The sequence below is a fragment of the Streptomyces sp. NPDC005496 genome (assembly GCF_042872045.1).
Classification (GTDB): Bacteria; Actinomycetota; Actinomycetes; order Streptomycetales; family Streptomycetaceae; genus Streptomyces.
The window spans coordinates 295,088-308,002 of the sequence record NZ_JBIAJQ010000009.1; the positions used below are offsets into that span (position 1 = coordinate 295,088).

A 12,915-nucleotide genomic window follows, 5' to 3' on the forward strand; every position below is an offset into this window, starting at 1 on the left:
CGCCCCGAGGAGTCGCTGTCATGCCGTTGAACCGCCGGAAGTTTCTGAAGAGGTCCGCTGTGACGGGTGCCGGGGTGGCGCTGACGGGTGCGGTGGGTGCTCCGGCCGCGCAGGCGGCGGCGGTGGAGGGGGGTGCGAAGCGTCCGAAGCGGTATGCGCTGACGGTGATGGGCACGACCGATCTGCACGGGCATGTCTTCAACTGGGACTACTTCAAGGACGCGGAGTACTCCGACGCCAAGGGCAACGCGATGGGTCTGGCGCGGATCTCGACGCTGGTGGAGCAGGTCCGCGAGGAGAAGGGCCGTGGTAACACGCTGCTGTTGGACGCGGGTGACACGATTCAGGGCACGCCGCTGACGTATTACTACGCGAAGGTGGATCCGATCACCGCCGAGGGTGGCCCGGTGCATCCGATGGCGCAGGCGATGAACGCGATCGGCTATGACGCGGTGGCGCTGGGCAACCACGAGTTCAATTACGGTATCGAGACGCTGCGGAAGTTCGAGTCGCAGTGTGATTTCCCGTTGTTGGGTGCGAACGCGCTGGACGCGAAGACGTTGAAGCCGGCTTTTCCGCCGTACTTCATGAAAAAGTTCCATGTGCCGGGTCTGCCGCCGGTGCGGGTGGCGGTGCTGGGGTTGACGAATCCGGGTATCGCGATCTGGGACAAGGCGTATGTGCAGGGCAGGTTGACGTTCCCGGGGTTGGAGGAGCAGGCGGCGAAGTGGGTGCCGAAGCTGCGGTCGATGGGTGCGGACGTGGTGGTGGTGTCGGCGCACAGTGGGTCGTCGGGTACGTCGTCGTACGGTGATCAGCTGCCGTACGTGGAGAACTCGGCGGCTCTGGTGGCGCAGCAGGTGCCGGGGATCGACGCGATCCTGGTGGGGCACGCGCATGTGGAGATCCCGGAGCTGAAGGTGACGAACGCGGCGACGGGCCGGACGGTCGTGTTGTCGGAGCCGTTGTGTTATGCGGAGCGTCTGTCGTTGTTCGACTTCGAGTTGGTCTTCGAGAAGGGCCGGTGGCGGGTCGAGTCGGTGGCGGCGTCGCTGCGTGATTCGAGGACGGTGGCGGATGATCCGCGGATCACGAAGTTGCTGAAGGCCGAGCACGACGCGGTGGTGACGTATGTCAACCAGGTGGTGGGGACGGCGACGCGGACGCTGACGACGGTGGAGGCGCGGTACAAGGACGCGCCGATCATCGACCTGATCACGAGGGTGCAGGAGGACGTGGTCCGGGCGGCGCTGGCGGGTACGGAGTACGCGTCGTTGCCGGTGATCGCGCAGGCGTCGCCGTTCTCGCGGACGTCGGAGATCCCGGCGGGCGAGGTGACGATCCGGGATCTGTCGAGTCTGTACGTGTACGACAACACGCTGGTGGCGAAGTTGCTGACGGGTGCTCAGGTGCGGGCGTACCTGGAGTATTCGGCGGAGTATTTCGTGCGGACGGCGGCGGACGCGGTGGTGGATCCGGAGAAGCTGACGAACGCGAACAACCGGCCGGACTACAACTACGACTACGTGTCGGGGCTGCGGTACGACATCGACATCGCTGAGGCGCCGGGTTCGCGGATCAAGAACCTGTCGTTCAATGGTGCGCCGTTGTCGGACGGTGAGCGGTTCGTGTTCGCGGTGAACAACTACCGGGCGAACGGTGGCGGGGCGTTCCCGCATGTGGCGTCGGCGCAGGAGTTGTGGTCGGAGTCGACGGAGATCCGTACGCGGATCGCGGAGTGGGTGACGGCGAAGGGCAGTCTGGACCCGGCGGAGTTCGCGTCGGTGGACTGGCGGCTGACGCGGAACGGTGTGCCGGTGTTCTAGGAGCCGGCCGGGGTGTGGGCCCCGGGTCGGGACGGTGGTGCCGTCCCGGTCCGGGGCTTTTCGCTGTCGGTCGCCGGTGGTGGTGTCAGCGTTCGTCGACGAGGGGGGTGAGGAGGACGGGGGCGCGGCGGGCGTGGGGGACGTGGGGGCTGGGTTCGAGTCCGAAGGTGGTGAAGGAGGTGCGTTCGGGGAGGGGGTAGGGGTCTTTGCCGGTGAGGGAGTTGAGGATGGTGGCGCTGCGCCAGGCGGCGAGGCCGAGGTCGGGGGCGCCGACGCCGTGGGTGTGGAGTTCGGCGTTCTGGACGTAGACCTGGCCGGTGACGGAGGGGTCGAGGACGAGGCGGAAGCGGTCGTCGATGCGGGGGCGTTCGGCGCTGTCGCGGCGGAGGTAGGGGTCGAGTCCGGCGAGGATGCGGCTGAGGGGGCGTTCGCGGTAGCCGGTGGCGAGGACGACGGCGTCGGTGGTGAGGCGGGAGCGGGTGCCTTGCTGGACGTGTTCGAGGTGGAGTTCGACTTTGGTGGTGGCGACGCGTCCCGCGGTGCGGACGTGGACGGCGGGGGTGAGGACGGCGTCGGGCCAGCCGCCGTGGAGGGTGCGGCGGTAGAGCTCGTCGTGGATGGCGGCGATGGTGTCGGCGTCGATGCCTTTGTGGAGTTGCCATTGGGCGGCGAGGAGCCGGTCGCGTACGGGTTCGGTGAGGGCGTGGAAGTAGCGGGTGTAGTCGGGGGTGAAGTGTTCGAGGCCGAGTTTGGAGTACTCCATGGGGGCGAAGGCTTCGGTGCGGGCGAGCCAGTGGATCTTCTCTTGTCCGGTGGGGCGGTTTCTGAGGAGGTCGAGGAAGACTTCGGCGCCTGATTGGCCGGCGCCGATGACGGTGATGTGGTCGGCGGTGAGGAAGCGGTCGCGGTGTTCGAGGTAGTCCGCGGCGTGGATGACGGGCACGCCGGGGGCTTCGACGAGGGGTTTGAGGGCGTCGGGGATGTGGGGGGCGGTGCCGACGCCGATGACGATGTTGCGGGTGTAGGTGCGGCCGAGGGCTTCGGCTTCGCCGTCGGCGTCGAGTTGGGTGAAGTCGACTTCGAAGAGGGCGCGTTCGGGGTTCCAGCGGACGGCGTCGACCTGGTGGGCGAAGTGGAGTCCGGGGAGGCTGTCGCTGACCCAGCGGCAGTAGCCGTCGTATTCGGCGCGCTGGATGTGGAAGCGCTCGGCGAAGTAGAAGGGGAAGAGGCGGTCGCGGGCTTTGAGGTAGTTGAGGAAGGTCCAGGGGCTGGCGGGGTCGGCGAGGGTGACGAGGTCGGCGAGGAAGGGGACTTGGAGGGTGGTGCCGTCGATGAGGAGGCCGGGGTGCCAGTCGAAGGTGGGGCGTTGTTCGTAGAAGACGGTGTCGAGTTCGGTGAGGGGGTGGGCGAGGGCGGCGAGGGAGAGGTTGAAGGGGCCGATGCCGATGCCCACCAGGTCGCGGGGTGCTTCGGGTTCGTGGCGTGGGGGGATGGGCGTCGGGCTCATCGGGCTGTGTGTCCTTCCACCAGTTTCAGGAGCGCGGCCAGGTCGCCGGTCCGGGCGTGCGGGTTGAGCAGGGTGGCCTTGAGCCAGAGGCGGCCGTCGGGGGCGGCGCGGCCGAGGACGGCGTGGCCTTCGGTGAGGAGGGTGCGGCGTACGGCGGCGACGGTGTCGTCGGTGGCTTCGGTGGGCCGGAAGAGGACGGTGCTGATCGTGGGCTGGTCGTAGAGCTCGAAGCGGGGGTGGGCTTCGATGAGGGCGGCGAGTTCGCGGGCGTGGGCGCAGACGCGGTCGACGAGGGCGCCGAGTCCGGTGCGGCCGAGGGTTTTGAGGGTGACGGCGATCTTGAGGATGTCGGGGCGTCGGCTGGTGCGCAGGGACCGGCCGAGGAGGTCGGGGAGTCCGGCGTGGGTGTCGTCGTCGGCGTTGAGGTAGTCGGCCGAGTGGCCGAGGACGTGGAGGTCGTCGGGGTCCTGTACGGCGAGGAGGCCGGCGGCGACGGGTTGCCAGCCGAGTTTGTGCAGGTCGAGGGTGACGGTGTGGGCGCGGGCGAGGCCGTCGAGCAGTTTGCGGTGGCGGTCGCTGAAGAGGAGGCCGCCGCCGTATGCGGCGTCGATGTGGAGGCGGGCTCCGTGGGCGGCGCAGCGGTCGGCGATGTCGGGCAGTGGGTCGATGAGTCCGGCGTCGGTGGTGCCGGCGGTGGCGGCGACGAGGAAGGAGCCGCGGGGGCCGGGCAGTTCGGTGAGGGCGTCGTCGAGGGCGGCGGGGTCCATGGTGCCGGCGGGGGCGGGGACGACGACGGGTTCGGGGAGTCCGAGGAGCCAGGCGGCGCGGCGCAGGGAGTGGTGGGCGTTGGCGCCGCAGACGAGTTGGATGCCGCCGTGGGTTTCTCGGGCGAGGAGGAGGGCGAGCTGGTTGGCTTCGGTGCCGCCGGTGGTGACGAGGGCGGCACCTTTCTTCGGTCGGGTGTTCGTCTGGTGGGGGTCCGGGGGGTAGATCTCGGCGGCGAGGGCGTCGGTGACGAGTGTCTCCAGCTCGGACGCGGCGGGGGCCTGGTCCCAGGAGTCGAGGGAGGGGTTGAGGACGGAGGCGGCGAGGTCGGCCGCGGCGGCGACGGCGAGGGGCGGGCAGTGGAGGTGGGCGGCGCACAGGGGGTCGGCGGGGTCGGCGGCGCCTTCGGTGAGGGCGCGGACGAGGACGTGCAGGGCGTCGTCGGAGCCTTCGTGGGGCAGGGGGTCGCCGAGGGTGTCCCGGACGCGGCGGGCGACGGTCTGCGGGCCGCCTGCGGGCAGGGGGCCGCCGCGGGTGGCGGCGCCTTCGTGCAGGGCGTCGAGGACGGTGTCGAGCAGCGGCCGCAGTGCGCCGGGGCCGTCGGGACCTGAGGCGAGGGGCGGCGAGCTCATGGGCGTCCTCCGAAGGGGCGCAGGGCAGGGAGTTCCAGCTTGGACGCGCGGGGTGCGGCGCGCCCGGAAAGCCCAACGACCGGGACCCGAAAGGGGGTACTCCCGCGTGCGGGGAACGTGTGGGGGACGCGGGGGTGCTACGGGGTGCCGACGAGGCGGGCGGCTCCGCCCGGCCTCGGACGAACGCGAGCCCGGCGGGGGCACGCCGGACAGCCCGAGAGGATCCCCTCGGACACTCCCCCGGACCGGGCGGCCCGGAGCACGCGCCGGCTCGGCCGGGACGGCACCGGCACTCCCCCGGGCAACCTGGGTGGGCCCGAGGCGGGCCGGGTGTCCGGTGGAGGTGTCGGTTGACGATCTGTCGCGGCCGGCCCGGGAGGCTCGGCGGCCCGGGAGGCTCGGCCGGCGTCCGGTGGGGCGTACGGGAAAGGGCGCCCGGTGGGTTCCGGGCGCCCTTCGGGGTCGTACGGCCGGGGCCGTCGCGGTGTTACGCCTCCCTGACCCGCAGGGCCCGGGCGAGGTCGTCGAGCTGGTCGGCGAGCTTGCGGCGGAGGGCCGGGATGGGGTCGCCGTCGCTCAGGCACCGCTCGCCGAGGCGGAGGGTGTCGGCGGAGACGGCGTGGACGGGGAAGGCCCAGCGTCCGGCGGCCTCGGCGATGGCGGGGCCGCGGCGGGCGGCGACGGCGATGGCGTCCTGCCAGTAGCGCTCGACGTAGGGGCGGAGCAGGTCGCTCTGCTCGGGCTGCCAGAAGCCCTGCGCGGTGGCGGTGAACAGGTAGTTGGAGAGGTCGTCGGAGGCGAACATCTCGTCCCAGGCCCTGCTCTTGGCCTGCGGGTCGGGCAGGGCGGCGTGGCAGCGGGCGGCGCCTTCGCGGCCGGTGGCGCTGGGGTCCTGGACGAGTTCGGCCTCGATGACGGCGTCGTCGATCGCGCCGAGGACGGCGAGCCGGCCGAGGATGCGCCAGCGCAGTTCGGGGTCGAGTTCGGGCCCGCCGGGGACGGTGCCCTCGGAGAACCAGGCGCTGATGGTGTCGGGGTGGGCGGCGACGTCGATGTAGTGGCGTACGGCGGTCAGCCGGAGGCCGGGGTCGCGGCCGTCCTCGGTGCGGCGGATGAGGTCGCGGCAGAGGTCGGTGAGGGTGGCGAGGGCGGCGGGGCGGTCCTCGGGGGGCAGGTAGCGGTCGGCGACCTGGACGGTGGCGAAGGACAGGACGCCCTGGACGACGGCGAGGTCCGTCTCGCGCGGGAGGTGGGCGCGGGCGGCCTCCAGGTAGGCGGCGGGGGGCAGTTCGCCGTCGCGTACGGAGTCGCGCAGGGAGTTCCACACGACGGCGCGGGTGAGGGGTGCGGGCAGGGCGGACAGGGAGTGGCGGACGGCGGCGAACGATTCGGGGTCGAAGCGGACCTTGGCGTAGGAGAGGTCGCCGTCGTTGAGGAGGAGCAGGGCGGGCCGTTTGCCGATGGGGGCGGGGGTGCTCTGGGGGACGTCGAGTTCGAGGCGTCGGCGCAGGGTGAGGCGGCCGTCGTCGGTGAGGTCGGGGTCGTAGAGGCCGACGGCGATGCGGTGGGGGCGGCTGCCGGCGTGGTCGACGGTGAGGGTGCAGGTGCCGTCGTCGCCGGCGGTGACGGTGGGGGTGAGGGTGTCGATGCCGGTGGTGCGCAGCCAGGCCGCGGCCCAGGCGTGGACGTCGCGGTCGGTGGCGTCGGCGAGGGATTCGATGAAGTCGGCGAGGGTGGCGTTGCCGAACTTGTGGCGGGCGAAGTGGGTGTTGATGCCGGTGAGGAAGTCCTTCTCGCCGAGCCAGGCGACGAGTTGGCGCAGGGCGGAGGCGCCCTTGGCGTAGGAGATGCCGTCGAAGTTGAGCATCGCGGAGGCGGTGTCGGGGACGGCGTCGGGGTCGGGGGCGACGGGGTGGGTGGAGGGGCGCTGGTCGGCGTCGTAGCCCCAGGACTTGCGGGCGACGCCGAAGTCGGTCCAGGTGTCGGTGAAGCGGGTGGCTTCGGTGAGGGTCTGGTAGCCCATGTACTCGGCGAAGGACTCGTTCAGCCAGATGTCGTCCCACCAGCGGAGGGTGACGAGGTCGCCGAACCACATGTGCGCCATCTCGTGGGCGATGACCATGGCGCGAGTCTGCCGCTCGGTGTCGGTGACCGCGGAGCGGTAGATGAACTCGTCGCGGAAGGTGACGAGTCCGGGGTTCTCCATGGCGCCGGCGTTGAACTCGGGGACGAACGCCTGGTCGTAGGAGTCGAAGGGGTAGGGCTCCTCGAACTTCTCGTGGTAGCGGTCGAAGCAGGCGCGGGTGACGTCGAGGATCTCGTCGGCGTCGGTGTCGAGGTGGGGGGCGAGGGAGCGGCGGCAGTGGATGCCGAAGGGCAGGCCCTGGTGTTCGGTGCGTACGGAGTGCCAGGGGCCAGCGGCGACGGCGACGAGGTAGGTGGAGATCCGGGGGGTGGGTGCGGCTTTCCAGTGGCCGTCGCCGAGGTGTTCGGTGATGCCGTTGGCGAGGACGGTCCAGCCGTCGGGGGCGTGGACGGTGAGTTCGAAGACGGCTTTCAGGTCGGGCTGGTCGAAGGCGGGGAAGACGCGCTGGACGTCGTCCATGAACAGCTGGGTGTAGAGGTAGGTCTCGCCGTCGGTGGGGTCGGTGAAGCGGTGCATGCCTTCGCCGGTGCGGGAGTAGCGCATGGTGGCGTCGATGCGCAGTTCGTGCTCGCCGGCGGTGAGGCCGGTGAGGGGGAGCCGGTGCCCGGTGAGGGTGGCGGGGTCGAGGGGCTGTCCGTCGAGGGTGGCGGAGCGCAGGTCGGCGGGCTTGAGCTCGACGAAGGTGTCCGCGTCCGCGCGGGCCGTGAAGTGGATGGCGGTGTGGGAGCCGAAGGTCTCGTCTCCGCCGGTCACGTCGAGGGCGATCGTGTAGCGGTGGACGTCGAGGAGCTCGGCACGGGTCTGCGCTTCGTCGCGCGTCAGTACGGACATGGGGGACATGCTGCCCGATGGCCTGGGGATGGCACAGCGCCGGATCGGTACACGGCGTTTGTCCCGGGGTGGTGCGGTCGGGTGGGCCGTCCGGTCAGGTCAGGTCGTGTCCGCGGCGGGGGGTGCGGGCGGCCTCGCGCTGGACGGGGACGCGGTTGTCGGGGTGGGTGAGGGCGGGGGTGCGGGTGATTCGCGCGGCGGCTTGGGCGCGCAGGTCGCGGAGTTCGTGTTCGAGGGCCTGGGAGCGCTGGTGGGCGTCGTACAGGTAGCGGACCTTGGTGCGCAGGGTCCAGGGGTCGACGGGTTTCATGACGAGGTCGGCGACGCCGAGTCCGAAGGCGGTGGAGGTGAGTTCGGAGTCGGGGCCGAAGCCGGTGAGGAGGATGATCGGGATGTGCTGGGTCTGTTCCAGGCGGCGCATGTAGCGCACGACGTCGAGGCCGCTGACGCCGGGCATGCGCACGTCGAGCAGGAGCAGTCCCACCTGGCCCCGCAGGACCTCCTTGAGTGCTTCGTCGCCGCTGGTGGCGCGCGTCAGCCGGTAGCCCAGCGGAGCGAGCGCGCTCTCCAGCGCGTACAGCGTGTCCTCATGGTCGTCGACGATGAGAATCTTGGCATCCGACGGCATGCCCGGCGCCCCCTCGGCCCGACGTCCCTCGCACTTGGCCGACCAGCTTAGACCGAAGCGGCGTTCACGGCATGTGCCCGTGGCCTGACGAGGAGTGCTCAGGGCAGGATGCCCGCGCGCGGGCGCGCTGTCACTCCCCCGGACCGTGCGCGCGCGGGCGCGCGGTCACCGCGCCGGGCCGGACGGGCCGGTTCCGGAGTGGTCGGCGATGTGCTCGTGGTGGCGGATGACCTCGGCGATGATGAAGTTGAGGAGCTTTTCCGCGAAGGCGGGGTCGAGTTTCGCGTTCTCGGCGAGCTGGCGCAGCCGGGCGATCTGGCGGGACTCGCGGGCGGGGTCGGCGGGCGGCAGCTGGTGCCGGGCCTTGAGGTGTCCGACCTGCTGGGTGCATTTGAAGCGTTCGGCGAGCATGTGGACGACGGCGGCGTCGATGTTGTCGATGCTGTCGCGGAGCCGGCCGAGTTCGGCGCGCACGGCGGGGTCGACGGCGTCGTGTCCGGCCAAGGTGTTCGCTTCGTTGGCTTCGTTGGTGTTGCCGTGGGTCATGGGGGTCCACCCTAAGGGGCGTGGGGTCCTTCGATGATCGGCGGATCGTCGGGGTCCGGCATCCGGTCGCTCCATTCGCCGGGGGCGGTGCGGGCCTGTTGTTCGCGGAAGCGGACGGGTGCCGTGCCGACGCGGCGGGTGAACAGGCGGGAGAAGTAGGCGGGGTCGTCGTAGCCGACGCGGCGGGCGACGGCGGCGACGGGCAGGTCGGTGGCGGCGAGGAGTTCCTTGGCGTGGCCGAGGCGGATGCCGAGGAGGTAGTCCTTGGGGCTGGAGCCGGCGGCGCGGCGGACTGCGGTGCGCAGTTCGGCGGGGGTCATGCCGTGGCGGGCCGCGTGTTCGGCGACGGTGAGGGGCTGGAAGGCGTCGCGGGCGAGGGCCTGGAGGACTTCGTCGCCGTCGGGGGTGAGGTCGGCGCGGGCGCGGCGCAGGGCGACGAGGAGTTCGTGGACGGCGGCGCCGGTCTCCACGTCCAGCAGGGGGTTGTCGCGGCGGGCGGCGCGGGCGATGCGGGTGACGGTGGCGCGGGCGGCGCCGGCGTCGGCGAGGGGGACGACGGGCCGGCCGGGTTCGATGTAGCCGAGTTCGGTGTAGGTGGCGGTGGCGGGGCCGGTGAAGTCGACGAAGCACTCGTCCCAGGCGGGGTCGGGGCCGTAGTGGTGGGGGACGCCGGGGGTGAGCCAGAGCAGGGCCGGTGCGGTGACGGTGTGCCGGTGTCCGTGGGTGTCCTGGAACCAGCCGCTCCCGGCGGTGATCAGGACGGCGACGTGGTGGTCGAGGGTGCGGGGTCCGACGGTGGGCAGTCGCCCGTGCTGGAGTCCGACGCCGAGGCAGACGAGGCCGAGCCGGTGGTGGGCGGGGCCGGGGGTGAGGTACCGCATCCAGGTCCGGTACATCCGCCGCCTCCTGCCTTTTCGTCCGGGTTCCGGGGCTGTCGTGGGCTCGCTCGGGGGCTGTTCCGGGGGTCTTCGATTGGTCCAACCCGCGCTGATCTTTGTCCATGGACGTGGCTCCCGCCAGGGGGTGAGGGTGGTGGGCATGAGCGAGTTCACGGTGGGGGACGAGGATTTTCTGCTGGACGGGCGGCCGGTGCGGCTGCTGTCCGGGGCGCTGCACTACTTCCGGGTGCACGAGGCGCAGTGGGGGCACCGGCTGGGGATGCTGAAGGCGATGGGCCTCAACTGCGTGGAGACGTACGTGCCGTGGAATCTCCACGAGCCGTCCCCGGGGCGCTTCGCCGACGTGGGCCGGCTGGGCCGGTTCCTGGACGCGGTGCGGGAGGCCGGGTTGTGGGCGATCGTGCGTCCGGGGCCGTACATCTGCGCGGAGTGGGAGAACGGGGGGCTGCCGCACTGGCTGACGGGTTCCGGTGTCGCGCTGCGCAGCCGCGACGAGCGTTTCCTGGCGCCGGTGGGGCGCTGGTTCCGGCGGTTGCTGCCGGAGGTGGTGGCGAGGCAGGTCGACCGGGGTGGGCCGGTGCTGATGGTGCAGGTCGAGAACGAGTACGGCAGTTACGGTTCCGACGCCGTGTATCTGCGGTGGCTGGCGGACCTGCTGCGGGCCGAGGGCGTGTGTGTGCCGCTGTTCACCTCGGACGGTCCCGAGGACCACATGCTGACGGGCGGCGGTGTCCCGGGGGTCCTGGCGACGGTGAACTTCGGTTCGCGGGCGCGTGAGGCGTTCGCGGAGCTGCGCGGGTACCGTCCGCGGGGCCCGCTGATGTGCATGGAGTTCTGGTGCGGCTGGTTCGACCACTGGGGCGCCGAGCACGTCGTACGCGATCCCGGGGAGGCGGCGTCGGCGCTGCGGGAGATCCTGGAGTGCGGGGCGTCGGTCAACCTGTACATGGCGCACGGCGGTACGAGTTTCGGGGGCTGGGCGGGCGCCAACCGGGGTGGGGGCGAGCTGCACGAGGGGCCGCTGGAGCCGGACGTGACGTCGTACGACTACGACGCGCCGGTCGACGAACTGGGGCGCCCCACCGAGAAGTTCTGGCGTTTCCGTGAGGTGCTCGCCGCGTACGCGGACGGGCCGCCGCCGGAGGTGCCGCCGGCCCCGCCGGAGCTGGGGGCGTCCGCGGTGGCCGCGCTGGAGGGGTGGGCGTCCCTGGACACCGTGCTGGACGCGGTGGGCGGTCCGGAGGGCGAGTACGCGATGCCGCCGACGTTCGAGGAACTGGACGTGGACCGGGGGCTGGTGAAGTACGAGGTGAGCGTTCCCGGGCCCCGGCAGCCCCGTCCGCTGACCCTGCGCGGCCTGCGGGACCTCGCCGTGGTGAATGTCGACGGTGTGCGGGCGGGGGTGCTGTCGGAGGGCGACGAGCAGCTCCGGGAGCCGGTCGCGGGGCCGGCGCGCGTGGAGGTGTGGGTGGAGTCCCTGGGGCGGGTCAACTACGGGCCGCGTACGGGCGAGCCGAAGGGCGTCACCGGCGGGCTGCTGCACGAGCGGCAGTACCTGCACGGGGTGCGGGCGCGCGGGCTGCGGCTCGACGCGCTGGACGACGTGGGCTCCGTCCCCTTCACGCCGGTGCCCGCGAGCGGCGCCCCGGGGCTGTACCGCGGCACCGTGACGGTGCGCGGCGCGGGTGACGCGTTCCTCGAACTCCCGGGCTGGACGCGGGGGTTCGCCTGGGTCAACGGCTTCTGCCTGGGCCGGTACTGGTCCGTCGGACCGCAGCGGGCGCTGTACGTGCCCGGGCCGGTGCTGCGGGAGGGGGCCAACGAGGTGTGGGTGCTGGAGTGCGAGGGCGCCGGTGCGCAGGCCCCGGATCTCCCGGAGGCGGCCGGTGCGGTGGCGGCGGTGCCGTCGCCGGTGCTGCGCGCCCCGGCCGAGGCGGAGTCGCGGTCCGGTGCGGCGGAGTCGCGGGCGGGCGCCGGGACGGGGTGACGCCGGGAGAGGGGTGGCGTCGGCGACCGGGCGGGGGGCGTGGCCCGGGTCCTGGCGGCGGCGCGGACGCCCGGGGTGCCGCTCGGGGTGCCGCTCGGGGTGCCGCTCGGGCCCGGACGGGGCCCGAGCGGTGTGGCGACGGTGGTTACAGTCCGGCCGCCGCCCGCGCTATGTCGGCCGCGAAGGTCGACACCTCGCTGTAGACGCCGGGGTACCCGGCCCGCGCGCAGCCCTCGCCCCAGCTGACGATCCCGACCTGGAGGTAGGCGCCGGTGTCGTCCTTGCGGAACATGGGTCCGCCCGAGTCGCCCTGGCAGGTGTCGACGCCGCCCTGCGGGAAGCCCGCGCAGATCTCGTCGCCGGGCACGAGGTCGCTGCCGTACGCCTGACGACAGGTGGCGTCGTCGACGAAGGGGACGGCGGCCTTGAGCAGGTACCGCTGCTGGGAGCCGCCCTCGCGCGCGGCTCCCCATCCGGCGACGGTGAAGGTGCCGTTGTTGTACGCGGTGGTGGTGGCGATCTTCAGGGTGGGCAGCTCGATGGGCCGGGCGAGCTTGATGAGGGCCCAGTCCTTGCCCTTGCCGTTGTAGCCGGGGGCCTGGAGCACCTTGGTGGACCTGACCTTGGTCGCGCCGCTGCTCTGCAGGTCGACGACGCCGGCGGTGGCGGTGATGGAGGTGTTGCTGCCGGAGCCGTTGACGCAGTGGGCGGCGGTCAGGACGACGTCCTTGGCGTACAGGGCGCCGCCGCAGCCCATGGAGAGGCGGACCATGAACGGGAACTCGCCCTGCGCGGCCCGGGTCCCGCCGACGACGGGCTGGGGCGCGGCCTGGGCGGACAGGGGCTGGAGGGAGACGGCGGCGAGGGTCACGGCGCCGGCCGCGAGGAGCCGTCTGAGCCCGGTGAACTTCCGGAGAGACTTCAACGTGCTTCCTTTCGTGGGGGGTTGCGCGAGGAAGCCGGGTCTTATGGCATGACCCCGCCAACTCGCGGTTGGATTATCGAGACGGCCGCACCCGCCCCACAAGGCGCCCTTTCCGGCCACGACGGGCCGCGGACGTCCGCCTCGAGGACGCCCGCCCGGAATGCGGCCGTCCCGCACTCGGGCCTCCGTGAGCCTCAGCCGCGCCCACCCGGCCTTCGGGCGT

The 12,915-nt window shown here is 72.1% G+C and carries 9 protein-coding genes; 2 read left to right on the forward strand and 7 right to left on the reverse strand.

Going from position 1 to position 12,915, the window contains the following annotated elements; all coding sequences use genetic code 11:
- The first annotated feature begins 20 nt into the window (after nt 1–20).
- On the forward strand, nt 21–1,826 hold the full coding sequence (locus ACFYQQ_RS27690; RefSeq protein ID WP_355780676.1) for a 5'-nucleotidase C-terminal domain-containing protein: 1,806 nt from the start codon (nt 21–23) through the stop codon (nt 1,824–1,826).
- Between the two features lie 85 nt (nt 1,827–1,911).
- Here ACFYQQ_RS27690 and ACFYQQ_RS27695 read toward each other — a convergent pair whose 3' ends face one another.
- The 6 genes from ACFYQQ_RS27695 to ACFYQQ_RS27720 all read right to left on the reverse strand — a co-directional run bounded on the left by ACFYQQ_RS27695 (nt 1,912) and on the right by ACFYQQ_RS27720 (nt 9,777).
- Complete coding sequence (locus tag ACFYQQ_RS27695; protein ID WP_355780673.1) at nt 1,912–3,333, reverse strand: SidA/IucD/PvdA family monooxygenase; 1,422 nt, start codon at nt 3,331–3,333, stop codon at nt 1,912–1,914.
- Nucleotides 3,330–4,730, reverse strand: coding sequence for an aminotransferase class V-fold PLP-dependent enzyme (locus ACFYQQ_RS27700; protein ID WP_355780670.1), 1,401 nt, complete (start codon nt 4,728–4,730; stop codon nt 3,330–3,332). The genes ACFYQQ_RS27695 and ACFYQQ_RS27700 overlap by 4 nt, the downstream gene beginning before the upstream one ends.
- A gap of 487 nt (nt 4,731–5,217) precedes the next feature.
- Entirely contained in the window at nt 5,218–7,716 is a 2,499-nt protein-coding gene (gene pepN / locus ACFYQQ_RS27705; protein ID WP_355780667.1) for an aminopeptidase N, read from the reverse strand.
- Between the two features lie 85 nt (nt 7,717–7,801).
- On the reverse strand, nt 7,802–8,335 hold the full coding sequence (locus ACFYQQ_RS27710) for a response regulator (RefSeq protein ID WP_355780664.1): 534 nt from the start codon (nt 8,333–8,335) through the stop codon (nt 7,802–7,804).
- 165 nt (nt 8,336–8,500) lie between these two features.
- A complete protein-coding gene (locus tag ACFYQQ_RS27715) occupies nt 8,501–8,881 on the reverse strand; it encodes a chorismate mutase (RefSeq protein ID WP_355780684.1) in 381 nt (126 codons plus the stop codon).
- A gap of 11 nt (nt 8,882–8,892) precedes the next feature.
- Entirely contained in the window at nt 8,893–9,777 is an 885-nt protein-coding gene (locus tag ACFYQQ_RS27720; RefSeq protein WP_355780661.1) for an AraC family transcriptional regulator, read from the reverse strand.
- A 142-nt stretch (nt 9,778–9,919) separates the two neighbouring features.
- On the opposite strand from ACFYQQ_RS27720, the gene ACFYQQ_RS27725 reads away from it, so the two are divergent.
- A complete protein-coding gene (locus ACFYQQ_RS27725) occupies nt 9,920–11,767 on the forward strand; it encodes a beta-galactosidase family protein (RefSeq protein ID WP_356238958.1) in 1,848 nt (615 codons plus the stop codon).
- A 145-nt stretch (nt 11,768–11,912) separates the two neighbouring features.
- Here the strand turns inward: ACFYQQ_RS27725 and ACFYQQ_RS27730 are convergent, their stop codons facing one another.
- Nucleotides 11,913–12,692 carry a serine protease gene (locus tag ACFYQQ_RS27730; protein ID WP_356169143.1) on the reverse strand — a complete coding sequence of 260 codons (780 nt, stop codon included), beginning with the start codon at nt 12,690–12,692 and terminating at the stop codon, nt 11,913–11,915.
- Between the last annotated feature and the right edge of the window lie 223 nt (nt 12,693–12,915).

Bases quoted from the DNA above. Each gene is read 5' to 3' on its own strand.
- ACFYQQ_RS27720 (WP_355780661.1), bottom strand. From the start codon at position 9,777: ATGTACCGGACCTGGATGCGGTACCTCACCCCCGGCCCCGCCCACCAC.
- pepN (WP_355780667.1), bottom strand. From the start codon at position 7,716: ATGTCCCCCATGTCCGTACTGACGCGCGACGAAGCGCAGACCCGTGCC.
- ACFYQQ_RS27715 (WP_355780684.1), bottom strand. From the start codon at position 8,881: ATGACCCACGGCAACACCAACGAAGCCAACGAAGCGAACACCTTGGCC.
- ACFYQQ_RS27710 (WP_355780664.1), bottom strand. From the start codon at position 8,335: ATGCCGTCGGATGCCAAGATTCTCATCGTCGACGACCATGAGGACACG.
- ACFYQQ_RS27725 (WP_356238958.1), top strand. From the start codon at position 9,920: ATGAGCGAGTTCACGGTGGGGGACGAGGATTTTCTGCTGGACGGGCGG.
- ACFYQQ_RS27700 (WP_355780670.1), bottom strand. From the start codon at position 4,730: ATGAGCTCGCCGCCCCTCGCCTCAGGTCCCGACGGCCCCGGCGCACTG.
- ACFYQQ_RS27695 (WP_355780673.1), bottom strand. From the start codon at position 3,333: ATGAGCCCGACGCCCATCCCCCCACGCCACGAACCCGAAGCACCCCGC.
- ACFYQQ_RS27690 (WP_355780676.1), top strand. From the start codon at position 21: ATGCCGTTGAACCGCCGGAAGTTTCTGAAGAGGTCCGCTGTGACGGGT.